Origin of the sequence: Aureimonas sp. SK2 (assembly GCF_029813115.1) — a bacterium.
Lineage (GTDB): Bacteria > Pseudomonadota > Alphaproteobacteria > Rhizobiales > Rhizobiaceae > Aureimonas.
On the sequence record NZ_JAPZDS010000008.1, the window covers coordinates 1 to 25,374 of the forward strand.

Sequence of the window (25,374 nt, forward strand, 5' to 3'; positions counted from 1 at the left end):
CCCCCCCGCGCCCCCCCTTGCCGCCTGCCGACCTCGTCCGGGGCCCCCCCCCCCCCCGCCACATGCGACTCGATTGAGTTCGACCTGCGGATCTCGGAAAGTGACAATTCCGCCCCGCGCAAGAATCGCCCGTTCGCAGCTCCGTCGATTTCCTCAACGTTTCGGTAACCGTGCCGGCGACGATCGACCTCTCACGCGCTTGTGTTGGATCCGAACAATGGTGGCGTAAGGACGTCGCACGTAACGTTCGGTCATGAGATCCATCGTCCGTCACGTTCGTTCTCCCATCTTTCTGCGCGTCGAGGGTGATTTCGATTTTGCGTCTTCAGAATACACGTCGTTGTTTGAGAACAGCGATGCGGATGCCTTTCGGCATCCGATCTGGATGCGCCATTTTTTCGCGACATTGGCGCCCTCGCGAGGATGCGATCCATGCTCCCTTGTGGGGCGCGACGACCAAGGCACACTTCTCTTCGTGCTGCCCTTGATTCTGCGTCGACTGAAGGGCGTGCGTCTTCTGGAAACGGCCGATCTCGGCGTTGGCGACTATGCCGCCCCGATCGTTTCGCGGCAGGCACGCGCCCGACTTGCGGCCGACCGCGATCTGAGGGCGCGCGTGCGCGACACGTTGCCGGGGCACGACATCCTGCGCCTGCGCCCGGTCCGGCCAGAGCAGGTCGACGCCTGGCGCCTGTTCTTCGACGCCGGCCTCGTGCCGCTCGACTTCGCGGCGCATGCGACCGCGCTGTCGGCCCCTTATGCGGCCTGGCGCAAGACGGCGCTGACGCCGAGCTTCACCAAGTATCTCGACCGTCGGAGGCGCCGCTGGGAAGCGGCCGGCACCTTGCGGCTCGACAGGTTGGAGGGTGAGGAGGCCGCGCAGGCGGTCGGCGAGATCCGCCGCCTGCGCGCCGGGCGCTTTGCCGGCGATCCGATCCAGGGAGAAGCGGTGGAGACCTTCTATGCGGGCGTGGCGCGCGAGGGGCGGGGCTTCGTGCACCTCTACCGCCTGTCCGACGGCGGCGTGCCGGCCGCCTATGCCTTCTGCATCGCCCATGCCGGGCGGCTCCTCTACCTCCTGATCGGCTGCGACTATGCGGCGTTCTCGCGCCATTCGCCGGGCCTCGTCCTCTACGACATGATGATGGAGGACTGGTCGCGGGAGCCCGACGCCGTCTTCGACTTCACCATCGGAGACGAACCGTTCAAGCGCGATTTCGCGACGGTGGCGACGCCCATGCAGATGCTGATCGCCACGCCCACCATCCTCGGCAAGGCGGCGCGGCTCGCCTTCGACGTCCATGCGCAGGTCTCGCAGCTTCGCCGGCGCGAGGGCGACCCGCCTCCATCCGCCCCTCAAGCCGGAGCCGCCGACACGTGAGCCCGTCCTTTCTCGAAAACTCGATGATCGTCGGCGCCCATCCGGACGACGAACTCCTATGGTTCACGGCCATCGCTGGGAAGGTCGACCAGGTCGTGATCGTCTATCGCGACTACTGGGCGCAGCCCGGCATCGGCGAGCGGCGCGCCCGGGCCATCGCCCGCCTGCCGCTGAACAACGTCACCTGCCTCGACATTGCGGAAGCCGGCACCTACGGCTGCGCCGACTGGTCGGATCCGGTCCTTACCGACTACGGCATGGAACTCGGCAAGGAGGAGACGCGCCGCGAGTTCGCGAGGCAGGTGAAGCGCTCGGTCGGCAAGGTCGTGCCCTTCGCCCCCGTCGCCTCGCCCGAGCGCATCGACCGGCAGTACCGCGCCAACTTCGAGCGCATCCGCGCCGCGCTGCGCCCGCGCCTCTCGCCCGGGATGAACGTCTTCACCCACAATCCCTGGGGCGAATACGGGCACGAGGACCATATCCAGGTCTTCCGCGTCCTGGAGAGCTTGCGCGAGGAGATCGGCTTCCGGCTCTGGATGTCGAACTACTGCACCGAGCGCACCCTGCCGCTCGCCACGCGCTACTTCCAGAAGAGCCCGGTCCCTTACGTCCGGCTCCCCGCCGACCGCGCGCTGGCCGAACGGATCGCCGGGATCTACCGCGAGGAGGGCTGCTGGACCTGGGCCGACGACTGGTCCTGGTTCGCCGAGGAGTGCTATCTCGAAGCGCCGCGGGCGGAGGCGGGCGGCGCGCACCACCACCTCTTCCCGTTCAACCTCTTCTCCATCGAGCCGCCCAAGCGCCAAGGCTTCCGGATCCCCGTAAAGGCCGCTTCGGCACTGCTCCTCTCGGCCGTGGCGGGCGCAGCGCTGGTGGAGAGCCTGTAGAGTCGAAAAGGAACGGTGGTGCGGGCGGTCGGACTCGAACCGACATATCCGTGAGGACGGCGGATTTTGAGTCCGCTGCGTCTACCAATTCCGCCACGCCCGCAGCGGGTGCCGCCTTGGCGGTGCCGCGATCCTCTTGCCAGAAAAGCGGGAAAGCGTCCATAGCGCTGGCGCGCGGGGTCCGTCGTTCGGGCCGGGATCGGAAACGGGTGCGAGAATGGCGGCACATGTGACTTTGCAGGGGCGGACCGGCTTCCGGCAGACCCTCTCGGCGGGGCTTCTGGCGGGCGCCATGGCGGCGACCGTGGGCGGCGCCCTCCTGTTCCAGCATGTCGGCGGCTACATCCCTTGCGCCCTCTGCCTCGAGCAGCGCACGCCCTACTATCTCGGCATTCCGGTCGCGCTGGCCGCGCTTCTGGCCTCCAAGTTCCGGGCGCCCCCACTGCTGACCCGCGGCCTGCTTCTTCTCGTCGGCGTCCTGATGATCTGGGCGGCTGGGCTCGGCGTCTATCATGCCGGCGTCGAATGGGGTTTCTGGGCCGGTCCGGCGGACTGCGCCGCGGGCGGCACGGTGGATCTCACGGGCGATCTCCTCGCCTCCATGGACGCCCTGCGCCCGCCCTCCTGCTCGGAAGCCGCGCTGCGCATCCTCGGCCTGTCGCTGGCGGGCTGGAACGCGCTGATCGCAGCGAGCCTCGCCGCGCTCGCCCTGCGCAGCGCTCTGGCGCGCGGCGATCGCTTCGCCTGAACGAAAAAAGCCCGCGGCGAGATCTCGCGCGGGCTTCTATTCGGCTTCCAGTTCGGTGTCCCAGTAGAGGTAGTCGAGCCAGCTTTCGTGCAGGAAGTTGGGGGGGAACTGCCGGCCGTTGTTGTGGAGGTCGTGGACCGTGGGCTGGTAGGGCGCCTGGTGCGGATGCATCCCTGCGTCGCGCGGCATCAGGCCGCCCTTCTTGAGGTTGCAGGGCGAGCAGGCGGCGACGACGTTCTCCCAGGTGGTGAGGCCGCCGCGCGAGCGCGGGATCACGTGGTCGAAGGTGAGCTCGTGCGGCGAGCCGCAGTACTGGCACTGGAAGCGGTCGCGCAGGAAGACGTTGAAGCGCGTGAAGGCCGGATGCCGGGCCGGCTTCACGTAGCTCTTCAGGCAGACCACGGACGGCAGCCGCATGGAGAAGGTCGGGCTGTGAACCGCCCGGTCGTACTCGGCCAGGATCGTCACGCGATCGAGGAACACGGCCTTGATCGCGTCCTGCCACGACCAAAGGGACAGCGGGTAGTAGCTGAGCGGTCGGTAGTCGGCGTTCAGCACGAGCGCCGGAGACAAGGAAGACGGCACTGCGATCGTCAAGGATCTTCTCCTTCACGCAAGGCAGCGGCTTCGCAGGAACGGGAGCTTGGTTTTGCGAAACCGTATGCTCATGCACGTTTCATATGCGTCGCCTTTATCGTGGCCTATCATGTCGCCTTTGTGAAGCCGTTGGCGCGCCTCGCAAATCGCCATGCACAGGCGCGGCTACCCGCCCGCCTCGCCGACAAGCGCGGGCGGCGCCGCCTCGCGCCGCGTGAGGGCGGCGTAGTAGGCCCAGAACAGCCGGGCGGCGACGGAGCGCAGCGGCGTCCAGGCCCGGGCCGCCTCCGCCACGAGGCGCTCGGGCGGGCGCTCGCCGAGGCCAAGGCCGCGGCCGACCGCGACCCGCAGCGCGAGATCGCCCGCCGGGAAGATGTCGGGATGCCCGATGCCGAAGAGAAGATGGCATTCCGCCGTCCAGCGCCCGATGCCCGGAACGGCGGTGAGACGGGCGATGGCGTCCGCGGGCTCGGCTTCGGCCATGTCGGCAAGGTCGAGGGCGCCCGCATCGATTGCCGCCGCGACGGCGCGAAGCGTGCGCATCTTGGCACCCGACAGGCCGGCCCGGCGCAGCGTCTCGTCCGGCGCGAGGCCGAGTGCGTGAGCATCGGACAGGTCGACCAGCGCGGCGAGGCGGCCGAGAATGGCGGTGGCGCTGGCGCGCGAGACCTGCTGCGCGACGATCGTGGAGACGAGGCCGGCGAGACCGGGCGAGCCCGGGCGCAGCGGCACGGGGCCGGCCAGGGCGACGATCGGCCCGAGCCGCGGGTCGCGGTCGAGAAGGCGCTCGAGGCCCCTGTCCACATCCCCTTGCGTGCGGATCACGCTCGCCTCCTTTCCCCGCCAAACCTTGCGTGAGATAGGGAGCCATGGCCGCCGACCCACCCGTCTTCCGCTTCGCGCCGAGCCCCAACGGCCTCCTGCATCTCGGCCATGCCTACTCCGCCTGCCTCAATGCGGACCTCGCAAGCGAGGCCGGCGGCCGGCTCCTCCTGCGGCTGGAGGACATCGACCTCGCCCGCTGCCCGCCGGCGCTGGAGGCGATGCTTCTGGAGGATCTCGCCTGGCTCGGGATCGACTTCGAGACGCCGGTGCGTCGCCAGTCCGAACATTTCGACGACTACCGCGCGGCTCTGGAGGCGCTCGCCGAGGAGGGCCTCGCCTATCCCGCCTTCATGACGCGGGGAGAGATCCGGCGGTTCGCGGCGGCGTCCGCGCAAGCGGAGGGGCGGGCGTGGCCGGCGGATCCGGACGGCGCGCCGCTCTATCCCGGCCTCGACCGCACGCTGCCGGAAGCCGAGCGCCGGACGCGGATCGCGGCAGGCGAGCCCTTCGCCTGGCGGCTGGACATGGCGGCGGCGCTCCGTCGGCTGGGCGCGCCGCTCCGCTTCATCGAGACGGGCGGGGGCAAGGCGGCCGATGTCGTGGCCGAGCCCGCGCTCTGGGGCGACGTGGTGCTGGCGCGGCGCGACGTGCCGACGAGCTACCACCTGTCGGTCGTGGTGGACGACGCGCTCCAGGGGGTCAGCCATATCGTGCGCGGGCGCGATCTCCTGCCGTCCACCTCCGTGCATCGTGTTCTGCAGGCGCTTCTGGGACTGCCGGCGCCGGTCTATCGCCATCACGACCTGATCCTCGGTGACGACGGATTGAAGCTCTCCAAGAGCCGGGGCGACACGGCGCTTCAGACACTGCGCGAGGCGGGGCTGACACCGGCCGATGTCCGGCGCATGGTCGGGCTCAGTGGAGAAGCGCCAGCCAGCCGGTGAGGGTCAAGGCGGCCAGGAGGGTCGACAGGACGATGACGCCGGCCGCAAGCCGCTCGCCGGTGCGGAAATGGGTGGCGAAGAGGAAGGCGTTGACGCCGACCGGGCAGGCGGCGGCCGCCACGGCTACCGACAGCCAGAGCGGCGGCAGGAGCGCCGAGCCCACGAGATAGACGATCAGCGGCTGAAGCAGCAGGGCGAGCGAGGTCAGGGCGAGCGGCGTCGCGAGGTTGCCGCTCACGGGATAGCGCACCATCGACATGCCGAGGGCGAACAGCGCCGTCGGCCCCGCCGTTCCCGCCACCAGCCGCACGACCTCGCCATGCGGCCCGTCGAGCGGCAGGCCCGTCCAGCGCCAGAGGGCGCCGCCCGCGAGCCCGAGAACCAGCGCGTTGCGCAGGAGGTTGCGCGCCACCTGGCGCACCACGCGGGCGGCCGAGAAGCTCGCCTCCTGGCCCGCCTCGCGCGCGTCGCTCAAGGCGGCGCGCTCCAGAAGCAGGGTCGAGACCAGCATCATGGTGGGCAGATGGATGGCGAGGAGAAGCGCCAGCGCATCCAGCCCCTCACGCCCGAAGGCCCGCTCGGTCATCGGCACGCCGACGAAGATCAGGTTGGAGAAGCTCGCCGAGACGCCGGCGATCACGGCGCCGCGCCGGTCGGTGCGGCCCAAGCGTCGGCCGATCCACATGCCCAGCGCGTAGACGGGCGCGACGCCGGCGAAATAGGCGATCCAGAGTAGGGCGGGGTTGGCCTCGCCGAAATCCGCCGTCGCGACGGTACGGAACATCAGTGCGGGAACCGCGACCTTGAACACGAAGCCCGACAGTGCGTCGCCCGTCGAGCCGGGCAGGTAGCCGGAGCGGGCGGAGATCGTGCCGAGCGCGATCAGGAGGAAGATCGGGGCGACGACGGAAAGGACGAGCGTCATGGCATCTCGGCGGCAAGCGTTGTGCGCCCCGCTTCGAGGCTGTTTCGGACGTCCCCGACGCAGGATCGGCGACCGAAAGACCCGTCGAGCGGACCCGGCGAACTCTCGGGCCAGTCTCTTAGTACGCGGGAGCAGGCGATGCGAGGGCGGACTTGCGCGGACTTGACGCGCCGGACCGGGCTGGTATCGCGAGCGCGTGCCCCTGCGCCGCGCAAGCGGCCGACCGAAAGGACCGCTGACGTGCGCCGGCTCCTGCCCTTCTTCCCGGCCATCTTCGTGTTTCTCTGGTCCACGGGCTTCGTGGGCGCGCGATACGCCATGCCCCATGCCGAGCCCTTCACCTTCCTGTCGATGCGCTACGCCCTGGCGCTCGTGATCCTCGTGCCGATGGCCGCCGTCGCGCTCAGCGGAAAGGTCGGCGCCTCCGCGCCGCAGCTCGCCCATGCCGCCTTTGCCGGCAGCCTGATCCACGGCCTTTATCTCGGCGGCGTGTTCTACGCCGTGCGCCACGGGCTGCCGGCTGGCGTCACGGCGCTGGTGGCGGGGCTCCAGCCGCTCCTGACGGCGCTGCTCGCCGCCTCGCTGGTCGGCGAGCGCATCACGTGGCGGCATTGGGCGGGGCTGGCGGTCGGGCTCCTCGGCGTCGGGCTGGTCGTGGCGCCCAAGCTCGGCCAGGCGAGCGGCTTTTCCTTCGGGCAGCTGGCGCCCGCGCTGATCGCCGTCGCCGGCATCTCGCTCGGCACGGTCTGGCAGAAGCGGTTCGTCGGCACGCTCGATCTGCGCGTCGGAACGGCGGTCCAGTATGTCGGCGCCCTGCTGCCGACCTTCATGGCAGCCTACGCCTTCGAGACCATGCGGGTGGAGTGGACGGGCGAGCTCGTCTTCGCCCTTCTCTGGCTCACGCTGGCCCTGTCGATCGGGGCGATCTTCCTGCTTCTCTACCTCATCCGCGAGGGCGCGGTGTCGCGGGTCGCCTCGCTGATGTATCTCGTGCCGGCCGTCACCGCGCTCCAGACCTTCGTCCTGTTCGGCGAGGCGCTGACCCCGATACAGCTTCTCGGCATGGTGCTGGCGGCTGGGGGCGTCGCGGCCGCCACGGGCGCGCTGCGGATCAAAGGGCGCTCGCGCGAGGCATGAGGTCGCGGCGGTCGCGGCCGCTCTCCGCGATGCCTATATGACGCGTGGCGGCAAACAGCCGGAAAGAAGCCAGATGTCGACGATCTTCACCATTCTCGCCGTGATCTTCATGATCGCGGTCGCCGTTGTCCTCGTGATGGGCCTTGCCAACATGATGCGCGGCGGCCCCGGCAACACGTCCCAGAAGCTGATGCGCGCGCGCGTCATGCTCCAGGCGATCGCCGTGGCGGTGATCGTCGGCGCACTCTACTTCGCGCGCTGACGCCGTTCCCGCCTCCCGTGCCGCGTCCTAGATGAGGCGGCATCGGGGGAACAGGGGATCTGCGGACCATGGTGCGACTGACCAAGATCTACACGCGCACGGGCGACAAGGGCACGACGGCGCTCGGCAGCGGCGAGCGGCGGCTGAAGAGCGATCTGCGGATCGAGGCCTATGGCACGGTGGACGAGGCGAACTCCCTGATCGGCGTCGCCCGCCTCCATGCCTCGCCCGAGCTCGACCGGAGCCTGTCGCGCATCCAGAACGACCTGTTCGACCTCGGCGCCGATCTCGCGACGCCCGAGACCGACGAACCGTTGCCCTTCGAGCGGCTGGCGATCGTCGAATCGCAGGTCGACTGGCTGGAGCGGGAGATCGACCGGCTCAACGCCGACCTCCAGCCGCTGAACTCCTTCGTCCTGCCGGCGGGCACGCACGCCTCCAGCCATTTGCACGTCGCCCGCACTGTCGCGCGCCGGGCCGAGCGCCACATGGTCGAACTGTCCCGCAGGGAAGGGGAGCGCGTGTCGGAGCATGCGCTGAAATACGTCAACCGCCTGTCAGACTACCTCTTCGTCGCGGCGCGTCACGCCAACGACGGCGGGCGAGGGGATGTCCTTTGGGTGCCGGGCGCCAACCGCTGACGATATGGTCTTTTGACCTTTACGTCAAAGGAAGTTAGCTTAAGGGCGTGATACGGAGGGCGCGCTCGGCGCCCGCTTGCTTGAATGCGCCTCGCCCTGTTCGTACAAGGGACGAGGTCAAGGAGATCGGCCCGGAGCGCGACTCCGAGCGCCTAGTCAGGGAAGAGCCGCATGAAGATTCTCGTCTGCGTGAAGCGCGTCGTCGACTACAACGTGAAGGTCCGTGTGAAGGCGGACGGGACGGGCGTCGAGCTCGCCAACGTCAAGATGTCGATGAACCCGTTCGACGAGATCGCGGTGGAAGAAGCGTTGCGCCTCAAGGAGAAGGGCGCGGCCACCGAGATCGTCGTCGTGTCGGCCGGCCCGGTGCAAGCGCAGGAGACGATCCGCACGGCGCTCGCGATGGGCGCCGACCGCGGCATCCTCGTCAAGGCCGAGGGGCGGCTGGAGCCGCTGACCGTCGCCAAGCTCCTGAAGGGCGTGGTGAAGGCCGAGAAGCCCGACCTCGTGATCCTCGGCAAGCAGGCGATCGACGACGACTGCAACCAGACCGGCCAGATGCTGGCGGGGCTCCTGGGCTGGGCGCAGGGGACGTTCGCCTCCAAGGTCGAGGTCGCGGACGGCGCCCTGAACGTCACGCGCGAGGTCGATGGCGGACTCCAGACGGTCGGCCTCACCCTGCCCGCCATCGTCACCACCGACCTTCGCCTCAACGAGCCGCGCTATGCGAGCTTGCCCAACATCATGAAGGCGAAGAAGAAGCCGCTGGAGGAGCGGGACGCGGCGGAGTTCGGCGTCGATCTCTCGCCCCGCCTCGAGGTCGTCAAGGTCGCCGAGCCGAAGGGCCGGCAGGCGGGCGTCAAGGTCGGCTCGGTGGACGAGCTGGTCTCGGCCCTCAAGGGCGCCGGGCTGGTCTGAGCCGCCCGCGACCGCACCGCCTTTCCCCGAAGTTTTTCGCGAGATCCGTTCCATGACCACGCTTCTGATCGCCGAACACGACAACAAGACGCTCTCGGGCGAGACCGCCAAGGCCCTGACCGCCGCCGCCCAGCTCGGCGGGGACGTCCACGTCCTCGTGGCCGGCGAGGGCTCCGCCGCGGTCGCCGAGGCCGCCGCCAAGCTTTCGGGCGTCGCCAAGGTGCTGCATGCCGACGCCGCCGGTCTCGGCCACCACCTCGCCGAGCGGCTGGCCGCCCTCGTCGTCCAGCTCGCGCCGAGCTACGACGCCATCGCCGCGCCCGCCACCGCCTCGCTCAAGAACGCCCTGCCGCGTGCGGCCGCCCTTCTCGACGTCATGCAGGTGTCGGACGTCATCGCGGTGCACGGCACGGACACGTTCGAGCGCCCGGTCTATGCCGGCAACGCGGTGGAGACCGTGCGTTCCACCGACAGGATCAAGGTGCTGACCGTGCGCACTGCGGCGTTTGCGGCAGCGGGCGAGGGCGGTTCCGCGTCGGTCGAGAGCGTCGGTGCGGCGGCCGATCCGGCCGTGTCGAAGTTCGTCTCCGAAGCCGTTGTGCATTCGGAGCGTCCCGAACTGTCGGGCGCGAAGGTCATCGTGTCCGGCGGTCGGGCGCTGGGCTCGAAGGAGAAGTTCGAGGAGGTCATGCTGCCGCTCGCCGACAAGCTCGGCGCGGCGGTCGGTGCGTCGCGCGCGGCGGTGGACGCGGGCTATGCGCCGAACGACTGGCAGGTCGGCCAGACCGGCAAGGTCGTCGCGCCGGACCTTTATGTGGCATGCGGCATCTCGGGCGCGATCCAGCATCTGGCCGGCATGAAGGACTCCAAGGTCATCGTCGCCATCAACAAGGACGAGGACGCCCCGATCTTCCAGGTCGCAGACTACGGCCTCGTCGGCGACATCTTCCAGATCGTGCCCGAACTCACCGGCAAGATCTGAGACCGAGGGGAGGCGAGGCATGGTCGAGATCAAGACGGTCGGCGTGATCGGCGCCGGCCAGATGGGGGCGGGCATCGCGCAGGTGAGCGCCCAGGCCGGCTACGACGTCGTGCTCTACGATGTCAGCCTCGACCTTGCGACCAAGGGGATCGAGAAGATCGCGGCCGGGCTCGACCGGATGGTGTCCGGCGGCAAGATGGAGGGGGGCGCGCGCGATGCCGCGCTGGCCCGCCTGAAACCCGCCGACGGGGTCAACGACCTCGCTCCCTGCGATCTCGTGATCGAGGCGGCGACGGAGAAGGAGGAGATCAAGCGGCGGATCTTCGCGCAGGTCTGCCCGATCCTGCGCCCCGACGCGATCCTCGCCACCAACACCTCCTCCATCTCCATCACGCGGCTCGGATCCAGCACGGACCGTCCCGAGCGCTTCCTCGGCATTCACTTCATGAATCCGGTCCCGGTCATGAAGCTGGTCGAGCTGGTACGTGGCATCGCCACCGACGACGGCGTGTTCGAGACGTCCAAGGGCTTCGTCGCCAGCCTCGACAAGACCATGACGATCTCGGAGGACTTTCCGGGCTTCATCGTCAACCGCGTCCTGATCCCGATGATCAACGAGGCGATCTACACGCTGCACGAGGGCGTCGGTTCGGTGGAATCGATCGACGCCTCCATGCGGCTCGGCGCCAACCATCCGATGGGGCCTTTCCAGCTCGCCGACTTCATCGGCCTCGACACCTGCCTCTCGATCATGCAGGTGCTGCACGACGGGCTGGCCGATTCCAAGTATCGGCCGTGCCCGCTCTTGGTGAAATACGTCGAGGCCGGCTGGCTCGGCCGCAAGACGAAGCGCGGATTCTACGACTATCGCGGCGAGACGCCGGTCCCGACCCGCTGAAAGGCTTCACGCATTGAGCGACACGACCCGCGATTCCAACGGCACGCCGCTGTCCGACGGCGACAGCGTGACCTTGATCAAGGACCTGAAGGTGAAAGGCACCAGCGTCACGCTGAAGCGCGGCACGCTGGTGAAGAACATCCGCCTCACCGGCGACCCGGACCTCGTGGAGTGCCGGGCCGAGAAGGTGAAGGATCTCGTGCTGCGCACCGAGTTCCTGAAGAAAGCCTGATCGTCAGGCACCGCCGCCCTTCAGGGCGTCAATGAGGCGCAGCCCGTCCGGGCTCGCCCATTCCGCCGGGCCGTTCATCGCGGCCCGCGCGCAGCCCTCGCCGTCCACCAGCAGCGTCACCGGCAGGCCGAGCGCGACGCCTTGGCGCTTGAGGTCGTTGAAGACGGCCATCGTCTCGTCGCGGAAGTAGGGCAGGGACGTGAGACCCGTCTCGGCGTAGAAGCCGCGCGGCTTGGCGTCGTCGCCCATGTCGACGTTGATCGGCACCACGGCGAAGCTCTCGTCACCGGCTTCCCGCTCCAGCTCGTCCAGGGCGGGCATCTCGGCCCGGCAGGGCGCGCACCAGGTCGCCCAGAGGTTGACGAGGAGCGACTGCCCCTTCATCGCGCCGAGGCTCGTGTCGCGCCCCTCGCCGTCCTTGAAGGCGAGGCCCGAGACGTCGAACGGGGTTTCCAGCGGCCGCATCGCCGCGACCTCGCCACGGGCCGCGGCGTCCAGCGCCGAAGCGAGACCGGTCGCGGCCGGGCAGGCGGCCACCGTTTCGTTGCCAGAGCGCGTTTCCATCACGTATACGCCGAAGGCCCCGGCGAGCAGTCCGCCGGCGAGCGCGAGGCTCAAGATCCGCTTCGTGCCCCACGGCCGGGGTGCGGGGGACGGGGTCGGCTTCGGGTCGGACATCGGCAGGAAAGGCCTTTTCGTGGACAAGACGACGAGCAACGAGATGTGGGGCGGACGCTTCGCCTCCGGCCCCAGCGCGATCATGGAAGCGATCAACGCCTCGATCGACTTCGACAAGCGCCTCTACCGCGAAGACATCGCCGGGTCGATCGCCCATGCCGAGATGCTTGGGAGCCAAGGCATCATCTCGCCCGCCGACGCGGCGGAAATCAGGCGGGGCCTGGAAACGATCCGCACCGAGATCGACGAAGGCCGGTTCGCCTTCTCCAAGGCGCGCGAGGACATCCACATGAACGTGGAGGCGCGGCTTGCCGAGCTGATCGGCCCGGCCGCCGGGCGCCTCCACACCGCCCGCTCGCGCAACGACCAGGTGGCGGTCGACTTCCGCCTCTTCGTGAAGGGCGCCGCAACGGACCTCGACCGTGCGCTGCGGGCGCTCCAGGAGGCGCTTCTGGCCCGCGCCGAGGAGCACGCGGCGACCGTGATGCCGGGCTTCACCCATCTTCAGGCCGCCCAGCCCGTGACCTTCGGCCACCATTGCCTAGCCTATGTCGAGATGGCGGCGCGCGACCGGGGCCGGGTGCAGGACGCGATCCGGCGCATGGACGAATCGCCGCTGGGCGCCGCGGCCCTCGCCGGCACCGGCTTTCCGATCGACCGGCACCGGACGGCGGAGGCGCTCGGCTTCCGCGAGCCGACGCGCAACTCTCTCGATTCGGTCTCCGACCGCGACTACGCGCTGGAATTCCTGGCCGCGGCCTCGATCTGCGCCACGCACCTCTCGCGCCTCGCCGAGGAGATCGTGATCTGGTCGACGCCGCAGTTCGACTTCGTGCGCCTGTCGGACGCCTTCTCCACCGGCTCCTCCATCATGCCGCAGAAGAAGAACCCGGACGCGGCCGAACTCGTGCGCGCCAAGACGGGCCGCATCGCCGGCTCGCTGGTGGCGCTGCTGACCATCATGAAGGGCCTGCCGCTCAGCTATTCCAAGGACATGCAGGAGGACAAGGAGCAGGTCTTCGACGCCGTCGACAGCCTGGCGCTGGCGCTCGCCGCCATGACCGGCATGGTCAGCGATCTCCAAGTCAACGCAGCCAAGATGCGCGCGGCGGCCGGCGCCGGCTTCTCCACCGCGACGGACCTCGCCGACTGGCTGGTGCGCGAACTCGGCCTGCCCTTCCGCGAGGCCCATCACGTGACGGGCCGGGTCGTCGCGCTCGCCGAGGAGCGGCGCGTCGCGCTGGAGGATCTGCCCCTGTCGGACCTCCAGGGGGTCGAGCCGCGGATCGGGGAGGAGATCTACTCGGTCCTCTCGGTGGATGCCTCCGTCGCCTCGCGCACGAGCTATGGCGGCACCGCGCCGGACGGCGTGCGCGCGCAAGTCCGAGCTTGGCGCGAACGGCTGGACGCGGAAGGCTAGTGATCGGCCCGGAGACGGGGTAAGCACGAAGGATCGGGCTGCGCGCCCGGGCGAACGGACGACGGGATGCCGGCAGCATGACCAAACGAGCTTACGCGATCTGTCTCGGCCTCGTGGCCGCCCTGGCGCTCGCCGGTTGCGGACGCAAATCCGTGCCGGTGGCCACGCGCGCCGACGGACAGGTCTCGCGCGCCGTGGTGCCGGACCCGACCGGCACCGCCCGCCTGCCCAAGATCGCCCCGCTCGCCACCGACCGCTCGGTGCTGCCGACCGAGATCACCACCAATCCCGACGCCGAGCGGAAGCGCTTCCTCCTCGACGGCCTCCTGAACTAGGCCCCCGGACCGCCCCATGAACCATTTTGAATACCGGGACGGCATCCTTCATGCCGAGGACGTGGACCTGCGCGAGATCGCCGCCGCCGTCGGCACGCCCTTCTACTGTTATTCCACGGCGACCCTCAGCCGGCACTACCGCGTCTTCGCCGAAGCCTTTTCCGACATCGACGCCACCGTCTGCTACGCGATGAAGGCCAATTCCAACCAGGGCGTCCTGAAGACCCTGGCGGCGCTCGGCGCGGGCGCCGACGTCGTGTCGGGCGGCGAACTCGCGCGAGCGCTCAAAGCCGGCATCCCAGCGGAGAAGATCATGTTCTCGGGTGTCGGCAAGACGGCGGCCGAGATCGACGCCGCGCTCGACGCCGGGATCTTCTGCTTCAACATCGAGTCCGAGCCCGAACTGCGCGCCATCTCGGCACGCGCGGCGGCCTCCGGGCGCACCGCGCATGTCTCGTTCCGCATCAACCCGGACGTCGACGCACGCACCCATGCCAAGATCTCGACCGGCAAGAAGTCCGACAAGTTCGGCATCGCCTTCGAGCGGGCGGAAGAAGTCTACGATCTCGCCGCGACGCTGCCGGGCATCGCGGTCTCGGGCATCGACATGCATATCGGCTCGCAGATCGTGGAGCTCGAGCCCTTCGACCTCGCCTTCGCCAAGCTCGCCGAGCTGGTGCGCCGGCTGCGGGGCCGCGGCCACGACATCACCCATATCGACCTCGGCGGAGGCCTCGGCGTGCCCTACCGCCAGTCCAACGAGCTGCCGCCGGGGCCGCCGGCCTATGCCGAGATCGTCAAGCGCCATGTACGCGACCTCGGCGCCAAGGTGATCTTCGAGCCCGGCCGGCTGATCGCCGCCAATGCCGGCATCCTCGTCACCTCGGTCGTCTACCGGAAGGAGGAGGCGGGCCGCACCTTCCTGATCGTCGACGCGGCGATGAACGACCTGATCCGCCCGACGCTCTACGAGGCGTGGCACGAGATCCGCCCCGTGGTGGAGCCGGACCCCGATGCCGATTTCGTGACCGCCGACGTCGTCGGCCCGGTCTGCGAGAGCGGCGACTTCCTCGCCAAGGACCGCTCGCTGCCCGCCGCTCAGGCCGGCGACCTCCTCGCCGTCGCCTCGGCCGGCGCCTACGGGGCCGTCCAGGCCGGGACTTACAACACCCGAGCGCTCGTCCCGGAAGTGCTGGTCCGGGACGGTGCCTATGCCGTGGTGCGCCCGCGGGTGAGCGTCGAGGAGATCATCGCGCTCGACCGCCTGCCGCCCTGGCTCGGATGAAGGGGCCGGGGCGCGGCATCACGCCCGCACCGCCGCCTCGCCTTCGCCTCAAAAGCTGCTAGTCTGTCCAGAGACATAAGGGGCGGCGGGGCTCGGGCCGCGTTCCCGCCCCTTCGCGATGAGGCGCGGAGACCGAGCCGGCGGCGGCACGGCCCGCCCGTTCCGAAAGCGGCTCCATGGGTCCTGAAACCTCCGGCTTCGATCTGGCCCGCACCGCCACTGTGCGGGGCGCGGCCTATGCCGCCCTCCTGGTGGAGCGGGTCTGGCCGACGCTCGTCCGCCTCGCGGCCCTTGGCGGCGTCTTCCTGATCCTGGCCTGGTTCGGCGTCTTCGCGGCGGTCCACGACTGGCTGCGGATCGGCCTGCTCGCGATCCTCGGCCTCGCCACGCTCGCGGTTCTCTGGGGGGCGCGCCGCATGCGGCTGCCGACGCGGGCGGAGGTCGCGCGCCGTGTCGAAGCCGACAGCGCGCTCCAGCACCAGCCGCTCCAGGCGCAGGAGGACCGGGTGCCGGCGGCCGACGACTTCGCCGCCGCCCTCTGGCGCGAGCACCAGCGCCGCATGGCCGAGCGCCTGCGGGGCCTCCGTTCGTCCGGGCCGCAGACGCGCACCTATGCGATCGACCCCTATGGCCTGCGCGCCGTGGTGGCGCTCCTCGTGGTGACGGGCTTCGCCTTCTCCTTCGGCCCGCGCGGCGGGCGGATCGCCGACGCCGTTGCGCCCTTGCGCACCGAACTGGTGGCCGGCGTGCGCGTGGACGCCTGGGCGACCCCGCCGGGCTATACCGGCCGCGCGCCCATTCTTCTGACGGCCGACGCCGCGACGAGCGGCCCGATCGAGGTGCCGCAGGGGACGGTCCTGTCCCTGCGCGTCTCCGATCGCCGCGGCGCCGACGTGACCTTCCGCCCCGACGGCGGCGAGGCAGCTCCGATCGCTCCTGTCATGCCCGAAGGGCAGGCGCCTGAGGCGGACGCTGCGGAAACGCCGGTCGCCGGCGAATACGAACTGCCGCTGCGCGGAAGCGGAACCGCCCGCATCGCCACGACCTTCCGCGAGCTCGGCGCCTGGACCTTCGCGGTCACTCCCGATACGCCGCCGACCGTCGCCTTTCGCGGCGAGCCCAAGCCGGGGCGCAACGGCTCGCTCGACCTCGCCTTCGCGGTGACCGACGACTACGGCGTCGCAGGCGGCGAGGCGAAGCTCGCCACCCGCGAGCCGGTGGCCCCCGGCGCCCGGCCGCTGGTCGCGCCCCCCGAACCCTCGCTCTCCCTGCCGCGACGCCGCGCCGGCGAGGCGGAGGGGCGCACCAGCCTCGCGCTCGCCGACAGCCCCTATGCCGGAACCCGCGCCGCCCTGACGCTGGTGGTGCGCGACGATGCCGGCCAGGTCGGCGAGACGGCGCCGATGGAGATCACGCTGCCCGAGCGCCGCTTCACCGATTCGCTGGCGCGCGCCGTCGTGGAACAGCGCCGCATCCTGGCGCTCGACGCCAACGCCGCGCCTCGTGTGGTCGACATGCTCGACGCCGTGACGCTGCGGGGCGACGAGTTCATCCCCAACCCCTCGCACTATCTGGCGCTGCGCGCCGTGCGCGAGCGCATCGCCCATGCGCCGGACGACCCGACGCTCCTGTCGGCGGTAGACTTCCTCTGGGAGATCGCGGTCGGCATCGAGGACGGCGATCTCGGCGCCACCGAGCGCCGCCTGCGCGACCTGCAGGAGCAGCTTTCGGAGGCGATCGAGAACGGGGCGAGCGAGGAGGAGATCGCGCGCCTCATGCAGGAGCTTCGCCAGGCCATGCAGGAATACATGCAGGCCATGGCCGAGGCGATGCGCAACATGCCGCCGCAAAGCCTGTCGCAGATGGGCGAGATGCAGGAGATCCGCCCGCAGGATCTGGACCGCATGCTCGACCGGATCGAGGACCTCGCCCGCTCCGGCTCCAAGGACGCCGCCCAGCAGCTCCTGTCCGAGCTGCGCGAGATGATGGACAGCCTCCAGGCGATGCGCCCGCAACAGGGCCAGCAGCAGTCGGGCCAGCAGAGCCCGATGCAGCAGCAGATGAACCAGCTCGGCGAGATGCTCCAGCGCCAGCAGAAGCTGATGGACGAGACCTTCGAGCTCGGCCGCCAGCAGATGCGCCGCCAGATGGAGAACGAGCGCGGCAGCGATCCGAGCGAACAGGGGCAGGAGAGCCAGCAGGGCAGCCAGGGCCAGCGCCCGCCGATGACGGAGGAGGAGCTGCGCGCCATGCAGGAACGGCTTCAGGCCGAGCAGGGCCAGCTCCAGAAGGACCTCCAGGCCTTGCAGGAGGCGATGCAGGGCCAGGGCCTGCAGCCGAGCGAGGATCTCGGCCAGGCCGGCGAATCGATGGGCCGCGCCGAAGGCGCGCTCGGCCAGGGCGACGACGGCGAGGCGGTGGGCCAGCAAGGCGAGGCGATGAACGCGCTCCGACGCGGCGCGCAGGACGCCATGCGCCAGATGCAGGCCATGCAGGGCCAGGGGCAGGGACAAGGTGAAGGCCAGCAGCCCGGCCAGGGCCAGCAGCCGGGCGGCCCCGGCCTCTACGGCGAGGGACCCGGCCAGCAGCGCTCGGGCCGCGATCCGCTCGGCCGCGAGCGCCAGACGCAAGGGCCGGACTTCGGCCAGGATGTCGGCGTGCCCGACGAGATCGATATCCAGCGCGCCCGCCGCATCCTCGACCAGATCCGCGACCGCCTCGGCCGTCCGCTCTCGCCCGAGCAGGAACGCGACTATCTGGAGCGCCTGCTGCGCACGCCCTGATCGGCGGACGCGCCTCTACGCCGGTCTCCGGCGGTCGAGCCACGGCGTTCAGCCCGCAAAGGTTCTGGCAGGACGCGGCTGGGAGGCGTAGAGCGAGGCAAGCCCCGTTCGAGGACCGCATCCCATGGCCGACTGGAACCCCGCTCTCTACACGCGCTTCGAGGACGAGCGCACGCGCCCGGCGCGCGACCTCTTCGCCCGCTGCCGGATCGGGGAGGGTGGCGGGGCGGGCCTGCGGATCGCCGACCTCGGCTGCGGTCCCGGCAATTCGACGGCGCTTCTCGTGGAGCGGTTTCCGCAGGCCGAGGTGATCGGCTTCGACACGTCGGAGGCGATGCTGGCGGCGGCGCGCGAGCGCCTGCCCGGCGCCCGCTTCGAGCGCGCCGACATCGGCGCCTTCGTAACCGACGAGCCGTTCGACCTCGTCTTCTCCAACGCGGCGCTGCAATGGGTGCTCGGCCACGAGCGGCTGATCCCGGCCCTGTTCGCCGCGGTGCGGCCGGACGGCCTCCTTGCCGCGCAGATTCCCGACAACCTTGCGGAAGCGTCGCAGACCGCCATGCGCGACATCGCCGCCGAGGAGCCCTTCGCCGCGACGCTTTCCGGCATGGACGAGGCGCGCGAGGCGATCGCCCCGCGCGAGGCCTATTACGACTGGCTGGTGGGGGAAGCGTCGGAGGTGGACGTCTGGACCACGGTCTACAACCATCCGATGGAATCGGCGCAGGCGATCACCGACTGGTTCACCTCGACGGGCCTGAAGCCGTTCCTCGATCCGCTGGACGAGGGCGACCGGGCCCGGTTCTCGGCGCGCTACACGGAGGCGATGGAGACGGCCTATCCGCCGCGCGCCGACGGGCGGCGGCTTCTCGCCTTTCCGCGCCTGTTCTTCGTGGCGCGGCGGCGTTGAGCCTCAGGCGTAGCGGCGCAGCGGCGTGGCGTCCGGCGCGGAGGCTGCGCTGCCGCGGAGCGCCTGCGCCACGCGCTGGCGGATTTCGGCGATGGTGAAGGGCTTCTCGACGACGCCCAGGATAAAGGCCGACAGGTCCTCGGCCGCTTCCTTCTGCTCGGCATAGCCGGTCATCAGGAGGATCGGCAGCGCGGGAAAGGTCGCATGGGCGGCATGGGCGAGCTCGATGCCGGTCATGCCGGGCATGCGGATATCCGACAGGAGGAGGTCGAAGGCGCCGTTCTCCTCGGCCAGGATATCGACCGCCATCTCGCCGTCCTCGGCGACCAGGACCTCGTGGCCTTCCAGACGGAGGGCGCGCGCCACCAGAAGCCGGATGCCGGTGTCGTCCTCGGCGATCAAGATTCGGGCCATGGCAGTCTGCTCCTTGCACGCTCCGGAACGGGCCGGCCGGACAGGGCAAAGTCCGGTCCGTGGCACGGAGTATGCCCGCCCATCCTTGTCCGAACCCTTACCGAACAGGGCTAACCGAAGGTGAAGGGCGCAAGCCTGCCGGCTTCAGCCCGCCGCCTGCTCCACCCGCGGCGCCGGCGCCCGCAGAAGGGCGGGGAGGCGCATGGCCGGGCGCTCCACCAGCCGGTGCACCACATAGGCGATGGCCAGTCCCGCCAGTGTCGACAGGACGAAGATCGTCGCGATGCGCAGGGCAATCTGGTCGGCGGGAACGAAGGCCATGTTGCGGAAGGCGAAGGCCTGGCCGAGGGGATGGAGGAGATAGAAGGGATAGCTGACGAGGCCGAGGAACTGCGCGGGACGGCCGAGCAGCCAGCGCGGCTGGACCGCGCGGACATAGGCGACCACGAGGACGGCGCCCGCCATCTCGAACACGCGCCCTTCCCAGCCGCGCCCGAGGAAGAGGCTCGAACTCACCAGCAGGGGAAGCCCGGCGGCGACGAGCCAGGGCGAGCGCATGAGGCGCGTCGGGATCACATGGAGGACGGCCCCGAGCAGGAAGGCCGGCAGGAACAGGGCGTAGCCCGAGCCGGTCTTCAGGAAGACATAGAGCGACACCGGCGCGACGAGAAGCGCGAGCCCGGCCCGGCCCCCGGTGATCGCCCAGATGCCGAAGAGGAGGAAGGAGGCGACCACCTCGATCTGCAGCGACCACAGCACCCCGTTGGTCTTGGCGCTGAGGATGAACATGGTGCGCAGGAGTTCGAACCCGTCCATCGGCGCGACATAGCCGATATGGGCGGCGGCGCCGAACAGGAGTCCGGCCGCGACCGAGACGGGAAGAAGGCGCCACAGCCGCTCGGCGATGCAGCGCGGAACGTCTTCGATCCCGGCGTATCGACGATCGAACATCGACCAGAGCACATGGCCGCTGAGAACGAAGAACACCATCACGGCGGCGTCGCTCGGCGCGACGAGATAGCCGAGGCGGGCCAGAACGTCCGCCGTCGACTGAGTGCCGAACTGCGAGACGGTCAGGTTCCAGACGCCGAGGCCGGTAAAGGCCAGGATGCTGTGACCACCGGCGACGGACAGGGCGGCAAGCCCCCGAAGGCCGTCCAACGCGTGGTCTCTCGTCGCCATCGACCTGCCTTCTGGGTGAGCAGATCGGTGATGCCCGAGGAAACGGCGCGGAACAATCCATCACGCGCAACTCACGGTCGTGTGTCGCCGACTGTCACAAAACAGCCACAGGCGTCGCAGGCATGAGCGCTCCGTGTTGCTGGGCCTTTCCGCCGTCAGTCCACGACGCGGCCGACGAAGGGCAGTTCGCGGAAGGCGTGGCCGACATCCATGCCGTAGCCCACGACGAAGACATCCGGGCAGTCGAAGCCGACATGCTCGGCCTCGATGGCGGCGGCGCGCTTCATGCGCTTGTCGAGGAGGACGGCGATCTCGGCGCCCGTCGCGCCGCGCGCCAGCATCAGGTCGCGGGCGAAGAGGAGCGTGCGGCCCGATTCGAGGATGTCGTCGACGAGGAGCACCTTGCGCCCGGCGATCGCGCCTTCCACGTCGCGCACGATGCGCACGTCGCCGCCGACCGTTCCAGCGCCGTAGGAGGACAGGGAAATGAACTCCATCTCCGGCGCGACGCCGTGGCGGTGCAGGGCGCGGATCAGGTCGGCCGCGAAGACGAAGGAGCCTTTCAGGACCGCGACGACGAGGAGGTTCTCGGGCTTCTTGGCCGCGATCTCGGCCGCCATGCGATCGACCTCGCGCGCGATGGCCTCTTCCGAGAAGAGGATCTCGAGCTCGCGCCCGCGCACCGCGATCATCGGATCACCGGGGCGGCGGCGACCCGCACGCTCCCCTCGAGGGCGCCGTGACGTTCCGGCTCGCTCGGCGACAGGGCAAGGGCGGCGAGCGCGACGAGGGCAAGGCCCGCCGGCAGCGCGATGCGGGCAAGGCGCGGGCTGGCGGGGGCGAGGGCCGAAGCCCGCTCCAGCGCGGCGCCCCAGCGCGGGCCGGAGGGTTCGGCCGCCGGGCTTGCGCCGGGCTTGCGCGAGAGGACGCGCGCCTCGCCCTCGATCACGAGGCCCCGCGTCTCGCGCCAGTCGTGGATTTGCCGGCTGCGCGGGCTTAGGGGCTCGTTCGGCGCCATGCCGCCCTCCTTCCGATCGATGGATCGCGGCCGTTCGGGTCGCGAAGGTCAGGATTCGGTAAGCTCTTATGGTTAACGGAAGCTTGTGCAAAGACGCGGCGGCCCGAATGCGGCCGGATTGATGGACCAGGGACGGGCAGGGCGCCGGGCGGCGCGCGAGGGCGGGAGGCCGAGACGGCTTGATACGGTTCGAGAACGTGGGCCTGCGTTACGACATGGGGCCGGAAGTCCTGCGCGACCTGACCTTCGAGATCCGGTCGAAGTCCTTCCAGTTCCTGACCGGCCCGTCGGGCGCCGGCAAGACCAGCCTCCTGCGCATGCTGTTCCTGGCGCTGAAACCCACGCGCGGCCTGATCACCGTGCTCGGCAAGGACGCCGCGACCCTGAAGCGTACCGACCTGCCCGCCATCCGCCGGCGCATCGGCGTCGTGTTCCAGGACTTCCGCCTGCTCGACCACCTGACGACCTACGAGAACGTCGCGCTTCCCCTTCGCGTGCGCGGACGCGAGGAGGCGAGCTACCGGCGCGACGTGATCGAACTGATCAAGTGGGTCGGCCTCGGCGAGCGCCTCGACGCTTCGCCTGTGGTCCTGTCGGGCGGCGAGAAGCAGCGCGCGGCGATCGCGCGCGCCCTGATCGACCGGCCCGACATCCTCCTCGCCGACGAGCCGACCGGAAACGTCGATCCGCCGCTGGCGCGCCGCCTGCTGCGTCTCTTCATGGAACTGAACCGGACCGGCACGGCCGTCGTGATTGCCACCCACGACCTCGGCCTGATGGACCAGATCGAGGCGCGGCGCCTGATCCTGGCGGACGGGCGGCTGCAGATCTATGACTGACCCCCGCACCCTCGTCGCGAAGTGGCGGGAGCGCCGCGAGGCGCGGCCGAACCCGATCGTGCCGCCCGGCAACGTGGCGGGCCGGGCGCTCCTCACCGTGATCGCGATCATGACATTCCTCGCCAGCCTCACGCTCGGCGCGGTGACGCTGGTGGCCGACACGGCGGCCGACTGGCAGAGCGAGATCGCGCGCGAGGTGACCGTGCAGATCCGCCCGGACGAGGGGCTCGACATGGCGGGCGCGCTCGATACCGTGCGCACGACGGTGCTCGCAGTTCCCGGCGTCGTCTCGGCGACGCCGCTGGACGACGCGGCGACGGGGCGGCTCCTGGAGCCTTGGCTCGGCGAGGGGCTCGATCTCGACGAACTGCCGGTGCCGCGGCTCGTGATCGTCGGGATCGACGAACGGTCGCCGCCGGACTTCGCCCGGCTGCGCGATCTGGTGCGCGCCGCCGTGCCGCAGGCGAGCCTCGACGACCATCGCGCCTGGGTCTCGCGCCTCGTCTCGATGGCCCATGCGACGGTGCTGATCGGCATCGCGATCCTCGCCCTCGTGATGATCGCGACCGTCTTGACCGTCGTCTTCGCCACGCGCGGCGCGATGACCGGCAACCGGCACATCATCGAGGTGCTGCATTTCGTCGGCGCGCGGAGCGGTTTCATCGCGGGCGAGTTCCAGCGCCATTTCCTGAAGCTCGGGCTTGCCGGGGCGCTGGCGGGGGGGCTATGCGCCTTTCTGGTGTTCTTCGCGGTCGGCCAGTGGACGCGTGCCAACCAGGCGACACCCGAGGCCGACCAGATCAGCGCCCTGTTCGGCTCCTTCACCATCGGCTGGTGGGGCTATGCCGGAACCGTGGGTCTGATGGTGCTGATCGGCGTCTTGACCGCGTTGACGTCGAGGATCACGGTCACCAGCCAATTGGCCGCGATCGACATGCTGTCGCCGGTGGACGGATGAGAATGAACGCAAAGACCCGGCTCGGACGCGAGATGGCGCGGTGACGGCGCGGGCGAAGGCGCGCTCGCGCTGGCCCCGCCGCGCGGCCTGGCTCCTCCTGTTCGCGGTGCTGGCGGGCGGCGCCTACCTCGTCGGCGGTTTCGTGCGCTTCGCCAGCGACGTAGCCGCCCTGTCGGCTCCCCCGACCACGGCGCGGGCCGACGGGATCGTGGTGCTGACGGGCGGCGAGCAGCGGCTGCGCAAGGCGATCGGGCTCCTGCGCGAAGGGCAGGGGCGGCGTCTTCTGATCAGCGGCGTGAACCCCGACACGAGCGCCGGCGCCATCGCGCGCGCCACGGGCACCGAGATGGCGCTGATCGACTGTTGCATCGACCTCGACTACGAGGCGATGGACACGATCGGCAACGCCGAGGCGACGGCGCGCTGGGCCAAGGAACACGGCTTCGACCGCCTGCTGCTCGTCACCAGCGACTACCACATTCCCCGCTCGCTGCTCGAGATGGGCGGCGTGGACGGGGCGCCCGCGATCGTTCCCTATCCCGTCTCGCCCGACAAACTCTGGCGCTCCGACGGCTGGCCGACGCGGCTCGGGCTTCGCCTCCTCGTCACGGAATATGCCAAGGTCCTGGCGGTCAAGGCGCGGCTCGCCACCGGGCTCGACCTCGCACCGCTCGGCGGGAGCCACCATCGCGTGGCAGGACGCGGCGAGTAGCGCCTTTCCCTCCGCCGTGAAGCCCCGTATGAGGAACCCGCCCGCCGACGGGCGCCTTGCGTTTCGAGCCGCCGCCCGATGATCCTCCTGCGTTCCGTCCTGTTCCAGGTCCTGTTCTACACCCATCTGGTCGGGCAGCTTCTCCTGAACCTGCCCTTCTTCTTCTTCCTGTCGGAAGAGCGGCGCTGGCGCATCGTGAAGGGATGGGCGCGCAACAGCCTCTGGCTCCTGCGCAACGTCGCGGGCACGCGCTCGGTGATCGCAAAAGCCGAGACCATGCCGACCGGCCCCGCCATCGTGGCGGCCAAGCACCAGTCCTTCTGGGACGTGATCGCGCTGCTTCTCGTCGTGGAGCGCCCGACCTTCATCCTCAAGAAGGAGCTGATGGGAATTCCGGTCTTCGGCTGGTACGCGCGCACCATGGGCATGATTCCGGTGGACCGGTCGCGCCGCGCGGCCGTCCTGCCCTCGCTGGTCGCGGGTTCCCGCAAGGCGGTGGCCGCGGGGCGGCAGATCGTGATCTACCCGGAAGGCACGCGCTCGGCGCCGGGGACGGCGCCGAACTACCGGCCCGGCATCCACTATCTCTATTCCGAGCTCGGGCTGCCGGTCGTGCCCGTGGCGCTGAATTCCGGCCTGTTCTGGCCGCGGCAGGCCGTGCGCCGCGAGCCCGGCACGATCCGCGCCGAGTTCCTCGACGCCATCCCGCCCGGCCTCGAACGCGAGCCCTTCATCTCCGAGCTGCGCGACCGCATCGAGGCCCGCTCGCTGGACCTCATCAAGGCCGCCTATGCCGAGCGGCCCGACCTTCCCGTCAGTTCGCTGGTGGCCCGGCTCCTGGTCGATCCCGACCCGCATTCGGTGGAGCAAGAACGGGCGCCCGAGGGCACGCAGGGGCTCTGATCCCGCTCACAAACGCGCGGCGACGCTTTCCAGCCAGCGGTCGCTAAGGCCGAGGGCGCCAATCTCGGCCAGCGCCGACAGGACGTAGTCCCGATTGGCGCCGGACTGCCCGTGCGACCGGCCGACGAGGAAGGCCGCCGTGTCCACCGACAGCCGGCCGGCATATTGGGCATGGCCCCGGTCCACGACATAGGCGAGCGCGCGCACCGGGCGCCCGTCGAGGAGGCGCACCGGCAGCGTGGTTTCGAGATAGACGCTGGTCACGAGTTCGCGCTCGCGAAGATAGGCGATCGTCGCCTCGGCCTTGTCGCCGGCCACGCGAAACGCCATGCCGACGCACGAGCCGCCCCGGTCGAGCCCGAACACGAGGCCCGGCCGCTCGGGCGTGCCGCGATGAACATGGGAGTAGATGCAGAGCGAGCGGTGGAAGCCCGCGAGCCGCGCCTTGGCGCGCTCCTCGTATTCGAAGCCCGGCCGCCAGATCAGCGAGCCGTAGGCGAAGACCCACAAATCGTCCATCGCTCTTGCCATTCCCGTTCCCGGCGCTTCATGAAGGCGCC

Annotated in this window: 29 protein-coding genes and 1 tRNA gene; 20 read left to right on the forward strand and 10 right to left on the reverse strand. The window is 70.1% G+C overall.

The window, feature by feature from the left end:
• Nucleotides 1-475: 475 nt before the first annotated feature.
• Nucleotides 476-1,381, forward strand: coding sequence for a GNAT family N-acetyltransferase (locus O5O54_RS11425; RefSeq protein WP_279481825.1), 906 nt, complete (start codon nt 476-478; stop codon nt 1,379-1,381).
• Nucleotides 1,378-2,268, forward strand: coding sequence for a hypothetical protein (locus O5O54_RS11430; RefSeq protein ID WP_279481828.1), 891 nt, complete (start codon nt 1,378-1,380; stop codon nt 2,266-2,268). The genes O5O54_RS11425 and O5O54_RS11430 overlap by 4 nt, the downstream gene beginning before the upstream one ends.
• A gap of 16 nt (nt 2,269-2,284) precedes the next feature.
• On the opposite strand, the gene O5O54_RS11435 is transcribed toward O5O54_RS11430, so the two are convergent.
• Nucleotides 2,285-2,371, reverse strand: a tRNA-Leu gene (locus O5O54_RS11435).
• 114 nt (nt 2,372-2,485) lie between these two features.
• Here O5O54_RS11435 and O5O54_RS11440 point away from each other — a divergent pair.
• Nucleotides 2,486-3,016, forward strand: a complete 531-nt coding sequence (locus O5O54_RS11440) for a disulfide bond formation protein B (RefSeq protein ID WP_279481830.1) — start codon at nt 2,486-2,488, stop codon at nt 3,014-3,016.
• 36 nt (nt 3,017-3,052) lie between these two features.
• On the opposite strand, the gene O5O54_RS11445 is transcribed toward O5O54_RS11440, so the two are convergent.
• A complete protein-coding gene (locus tag O5O54_RS11445; protein ID WP_279481832.1) occupies nt 3,053-3,613 on the reverse strand; it encodes an HNH endonuclease in 561 nt (186 codons plus the stop codon).
• Between the two features lie 165 nt (nt 3,614-3,778).
• Nucleotides 3,779-4,438, reverse strand: coding sequence for a DNA-3-methyladenine glycosylase 2 family protein (locus tag O5O54_RS11450; RefSeq protein ID WP_279481834.1), 660 nt, complete (start codon nt 4,436-4,438; stop codon nt 3,779-3,781).
• A gap of 44 nt (nt 4,439-4,482) precedes the next feature.
• On the opposite strand from O5O54_RS11450, the gene gluQRS reads away from it, so the two are divergent.
• Nucleotides 4,483-5,382, forward strand: coding sequence for a tRNA glutamyl-Q(34) synthetase GluQRS (gene gluQRS, locus O5O54_RS11455; protein ID WP_279481836.1), 900 nt, complete (start codon nt 4,483-4,485; stop codon nt 5,380-5,382).
• Here the strand turns inward: gluQRS and O5O54_RS11460 are convergent.
• A complete protein-coding gene (locus O5O54_RS11460; RefSeq protein WP_279481838.1) occupies nt 5,354-6,307 on the reverse strand; it encodes an AEC family transporter in 954 nt (317 codons plus the stop codon). The genes gluQRS and O5O54_RS11460 overlap by 29 nt on opposite strands.
• A gap of 240 nt (nt 6,308-6,547) precedes the next feature.
• Here O5O54_RS11460 and O5O54_RS11465 point away from each other — a divergent pair, with 240 nt between their 5' ends.
• The 7 genes from O5O54_RS11465 (at nt 6,548) to O5O54_RS11495 (ending at nt 11,377) form a co-directional block, all read left to right on the forward strand.
• Entirely contained in the window at nt 6,548-7,444 is an 897-nt protein-coding gene (locus O5O54_RS11465; RefSeq protein ID WP_279481840.1) for a DMT family transporter, read from the forward strand.
• A gap of 73 nt (nt 7,445-7,517) precedes the next feature.
• Nucleotides 7,518-7,706, forward strand: a complete 189-nt coding sequence (locus O5O54_RS11470; RefSeq protein ID WP_055893403.1) for a twin transmembrane helix small protein — start codon at nt 7,518-7,520, stop codon at nt 7,704-7,706.
• A gap of 68 nt (nt 7,707-7,774) precedes the next feature.
• Nucleotides 7,775-8,347 carry a cob(I)yrinic acid a,c-diamide adenosyltransferase gene (locus tag O5O54_RS11475; protein ID WP_279481847.1) on the forward strand — a complete coding sequence of 191 codons (573 nt, stop codon included), beginning with the start codon at nt 7,775-7,777 and terminating at the stop codon, nt 8,345-8,347.
• 171 nt (nt 8,348-8,518) lie between these two features.
• Nucleotides 8,519-9,265: an electron transfer flavoprotein subunit beta/FixA family protein gene (locus tag O5O54_RS11480; protein ID WP_279481849.1), complete on the forward strand. Its 747-nt coding sequence runs from the start codon at nt 8,519-8,521 to the stop codon at nt 9,263-9,265.
• Nucleotides 9,266-9,317: 52 nt separating this feature from the next.
• Nucleotides 9,318-10,247 (forward strand): electron transfer flavoprotein subunit alpha/FixB family protein, encoded by a 930-nt coding sequence (locus O5O54_RS11485; RefSeq protein WP_279481851.1) that lies wholly within the window; start codon nt 9,318-9,320, stop codon nt 10,245-10,247.
• A 19-nt stretch (nt 10,248-10,266) separates the two neighbouring features.
• The gene (locus O5O54_RS11490; protein WP_279481853.1) at nt 10,267-11,145 is read left to right on the forward strand and encodes a 3-hydroxybutyryl-CoA dehydrogenase; all 879 of its coding nucleotides are present in this window, start codon (nt 10,267-10,269) and stop codon (nt 11,143-11,145) included.
• Nucleotides 11,146-11,158: 13 nt separating this feature from the next.
• The gene (locus O5O54_RS11495; protein WP_279481855.1) at nt 11,159-11,377 is read left to right on the forward strand and encodes an alkylphosphonate utilization protein; all 219 of its coding nucleotides are present in this window, start codon (nt 11,159-11,161) and stop codon (nt 11,375-11,377) included.
• Nucleotides 11,378-11,380: 3 nt separating this feature from the next.
• Here the strand turns inward: O5O54_RS11495 and tlpA are convergent, their stop codons facing one another.
• On the reverse strand, nt 11,381-12,055 hold the full coding sequence (gene tlpA, locus O5O54_RS11500) for a thiol:disulfide interchange protein TlpA (RefSeq protein ID WP_279481857.1): 675 nt from the start codon (nt 12,053-12,055) through the stop codon (nt 11,381-11,383).
• 43 nt (nt 12,056-12,098) lie between these two features.
• Between tlpA and argH the strand changes: the two genes are divergently transcribed.
• The 5 genes from argH to tam all read left to right on the forward strand — a co-directional run bounded on the left by argH (nt 12,099) and on the right by tam (nt 18,788).
• The gene (argH, locus tag O5O54_RS11505) at nt 12,099-13,475 is read left to right on the forward strand and encodes an argininosuccinate lyase (RefSeq protein WP_279482094.1); all 1,377 of its coding nucleotides are present in this window, start codon (nt 12,099-12,101) and stop codon (nt 13,473-13,475) included.
• A gap of 77 nt (nt 13,476-13,552) precedes the next feature.
• Nucleotides 13,553-13,810, forward strand: coding sequence for a hypothetical protein (locus tag O5O54_RS11510; protein WP_279481859.1), 258 nt, complete (start codon nt 13,553-13,555; stop codon nt 13,808-13,810).
• Between the two features lie 16 nt (nt 13,811-13,826).
• The gene (gene lysA, locus O5O54_RS11515; RefSeq protein ID WP_279481861.1) at nt 13,827-15,095 is read left to right on the forward strand and encodes a diaminopimelate decarboxylase; all 1,269 of its coding nucleotides are present in this window, start codon (nt 13,827-13,829) and stop codon (nt 15,093-15,095) included.
• Between the two features lie 176 nt (nt 15,096-15,271).
• Entirely contained in the window at nt 15,272-17,878 is a 2,607-nt protein-coding gene (locus tag O5O54_RS11520) for a TIGR02302 family protein (RefSeq protein ID WP_279481862.1), read from the forward strand.
• 124 nt (nt 17,879-18,002) lie between these two features.
• On the forward strand, nt 18,003-18,788 hold the full coding sequence (gene tam / locus O5O54_RS11525) for a trans-aconitate 2-methyltransferase (RefSeq protein WP_279481864.1): 786 nt from the start codon (nt 18,003-18,005) through the stop codon (nt 18,786-18,788).
• A 3-nt stretch (nt 18,789-18,791) separates the two neighbouring features.
• Here tam and O5O54_RS11530 read toward each other — a convergent pair whose 3' ends face one another.
• The 4 genes from O5O54_RS11530 to O5O54_RS11545 all read right to left on the reverse strand — a co-directional run bounded on the left by O5O54_RS11530 (nt 18,792) and on the right by O5O54_RS11545 (nt 21,402).
• Nucleotides 18,792-19,202, reverse strand: a complete 411-nt coding sequence (locus O5O54_RS11530) for a response regulator (RefSeq protein ID WP_279481866.1) — start codon at nt 19,200-19,202, stop codon at nt 18,792-18,794.
• Between the two features lie 144 nt (nt 19,203-19,346).
• A complete protein-coding gene (locus O5O54_RS11535) occupies nt 19,347-20,384 on the reverse strand; it encodes an acyltransferase (RefSeq protein WP_279481867.1) in 1,038 nt (345 codons plus the stop codon).
• A gap of 155 nt (nt 20,385-20,539) precedes the next feature.
• Nucleotides 20,540-21,076, reverse strand: a complete 537-nt coding sequence (locus tag O5O54_RS11540; protein ID WP_279481869.1) for a phosphoribosyltransferase — start codon at nt 21,074-21,076, stop codon at nt 20,540-20,542.
• On the reverse strand, nt 21,073-21,402 hold the full coding sequence (locus O5O54_RS11545) for a hypothetical protein (RefSeq protein ID WP_279481871.1): 330 nt from the start codon (nt 21,400-21,402) through the stop codon (nt 21,073-21,075). The genes O5O54_RS11540 and O5O54_RS11545 overlap by 4 nt, the downstream gene beginning before the upstream one ends.
• 179 nt (nt 21,403-21,581) lie before the next feature.
• Between O5O54_RS11545 and ftsE the strand changes: the two genes are divergently transcribed.
• The 4 genes from ftsE to O5O54_RS11565 all read left to right on the forward strand — a co-directional run bounded on the left by ftsE (nt 21,582) and on the right by O5O54_RS11565 (nt 24,814).
• A complete protein-coding gene (gene ftsE / locus O5O54_RS11550; protein WP_279481872.1) occupies nt 21,582-22,241 on the forward strand; it encodes a cell division ATP-binding protein FtsE in 660 nt (219 codons plus the stop codon).
• Nucleotides 22,234-23,199, forward strand: a complete 966-nt coding sequence (locus tag O5O54_RS11555; RefSeq protein ID WP_279481874.1) for an ABC transporter permease — start codon at nt 22,234-22,236, stop codon at nt 23,197-23,199. The genes ftsE and O5O54_RS11555 overlap by 8 nt, the downstream gene beginning before the upstream one ends.
• Before the next feature lie 40 nt (nt 23,200-23,239).
• The gene (locus tag O5O54_RS11560) at nt 23,240-23,911 is read left to right on the forward strand and encodes a YdcF family protein (RefSeq protein ID WP_279481876.1); all 672 of its coding nucleotides are present in this window, start codon (nt 23,240-23,242) and stop codon (nt 23,909-23,911) included.
• Between the two features lie 78 nt (nt 23,912-23,989).
• Nucleotides 23,990-24,814: a lysophospholipid acyltransferase family protein gene (locus O5O54_RS11565; RefSeq protein ID WP_279481877.1), complete on the forward strand. Its 825-nt coding sequence runs from the start codon at nt 23,990-23,992 to the stop codon at nt 24,812-24,814.
• Nucleotides 24,815-24,820: 6 nt separating this feature from the next.
• On the opposite strand, the gene O5O54_RS11570 is transcribed toward O5O54_RS11565, so the two are convergent.
• On the reverse strand, nt 24,821-25,333 hold the full coding sequence (locus tag O5O54_RS11570; RefSeq protein ID WP_279481879.1) for a gamma-glutamylcyclotransferase: 513 nt from the start codon (nt 25,331-25,333) through the stop codon (nt 24,821-24,823).
• Nucleotides 25,334-25,374 lie beyond the last annotated feature (41 nt).

What these genes read in the sequence shown, in the direction of transcription:
- O5O54_RS11440 (WP_279481830.1), top strand. Translation starts at nt 2,486, where the DNA reads ATGGCGGCACATGTGACTTTGCAGGGGCGGACCGGCTTCCGGCAGACC.
- gluQRS (WP_279481836.1), top strand. Translation starts at nt 4,483, where the DNA reads ATGGCCGCCGACCCACCCGTCTTCCGCTTCGCGCCGAGCCCCAACGGC.
- O5O54_RS11460 (WP_279481838.1), bottom strand. Translation starts at nt 6,307, where the DNA reads ATGACGCTCGTCCTTTCCGTCGTCGCCCCGATCTTCCTCCTGATCGCG.
- O5O54_RS11470 (WP_055893403.1), top strand. Translation starts at nt 7,518, where the DNA reads ATGTCGACGATCTTCACCATTCTCGCCGTGATCTTCATGATCGCGGTC.
- O5O54_RS11475 (WP_279481847.1), top strand. Translation starts at nt 7,775, where the DNA reads ATGGTGCGACTGACCAAGATCTACACGCGCACGGGCGACAAGGGCACG.
- O5O54_RS11480 (WP_279481849.1), top strand. Translation starts at nt 8,519, where the DNA reads ATGAAGATTCTCGTCTGCGTGAAGCGCGTCGTCGACTACAACGTGAAG.
- O5O54_RS11485 (WP_279481851.1), top strand. Translation starts at nt 9,318, where the DNA reads ATGACCACGCTTCTGATCGCCGAACACGACAACAAGACGCTCTCGGGC.
- O5O54_RS11490 (WP_279481853.1), top strand. Translation starts at nt 10,267, where the DNA reads ATGGTCGAGATCAAGACGGTCGGCGTGATCGGCGCCGGCCAGATGGGG.
- tlpA (WP_279481857.1), bottom strand. Translation starts at nt 12,055, where the DNA reads ATGTCCGACCCGAAGCCGACCCCGTCCCCCGCACCCCGGCCGTGGGGC.
- argH (WP_279482094.1), top strand. Translation starts at nt 12,099, where the DNA reads ATGTGGGGCGGACGCTTCGCCTCCGGCCCCAGCGCGATCATGGAAGCG.
- O5O54_RS11510 (WP_279481859.1), top strand. Translation starts at nt 13,553, where the DNA reads ATGACCAAACGAGCTTACGCGATCTGTCTCGGCCTCGTGGCCGCCCTG.
- lysA (WP_279481861.1), top strand. Translation starts at nt 13,827, where the DNA reads ATGAACCATTTTGAATACCGGGACGGCATCCTTCATGCCGAGGACGTG.
- O5O54_RS11520 (WP_279481862.1), top strand. Translation starts at nt 15,272, where the DNA reads ATGGGTCCTGAAACCTCCGGCTTCGATCTGGCCCGCACCGCCACTGTG.
- tam (WP_279481864.1), top strand. Translation starts at nt 18,003, where the DNA reads ATGGCCGACTGGAACCCCGCTCTCTACACGCGCTTCGAGGACGAGCGC.
- O5O54_RS11530 (WP_279481866.1), bottom strand. Translation starts at nt 19,202, where the DNA reads ATGGCCCGAATCTTGATCGCCGAGGACGACACCGGCATCCGGCTTCTG.
- O5O54_RS11535 (WP_279481867.1), bottom strand. Translation starts at nt 20,384, where the DNA reads ATGGCGACGAGAGACCACGCGTTGGACGGCCTTCGGGGGCTTGCCGCC.
- O5O54_RS11540 (WP_279481869.1), bottom strand. Translation starts at nt 21,076, where the DNA reads ATGATCGCGGTGCGCGGGCGCGAGCTCGAGATCCTCTTCTCGGAAGAG.
- O5O54_RS11545 (WP_279481871.1), bottom strand. Translation starts at nt 21,402, where the DNA reads ATGGCGCCGAACGAGCCCCTAAGCCCGCGCAGCCGGCAAATCCACGAC.
- O5O54_RS11555 (WP_279481874.1), top strand. Translation starts at nt 22,234, where the DNA reads ATGACTGACCCCCGCACCCTCGTCGCGAAGTGGCGGGAGCGCCGCGAG.
- O5O54_RS11565 (WP_279481877.1), top strand. Translation starts at nt 23,990, where the DNA reads ATGATCCTCCTGCGTTCCGTCCTGTTCCAGGTCCTGTTCTACACCCAT.
- O5O54_RS11570 (WP_279481879.1), bottom strand. Translation starts at nt 25,333, where the DNA reads ATGGACGATTTGTGGGTCTTCGCCTACGGCTCGCTGATCTGGCGGCCG.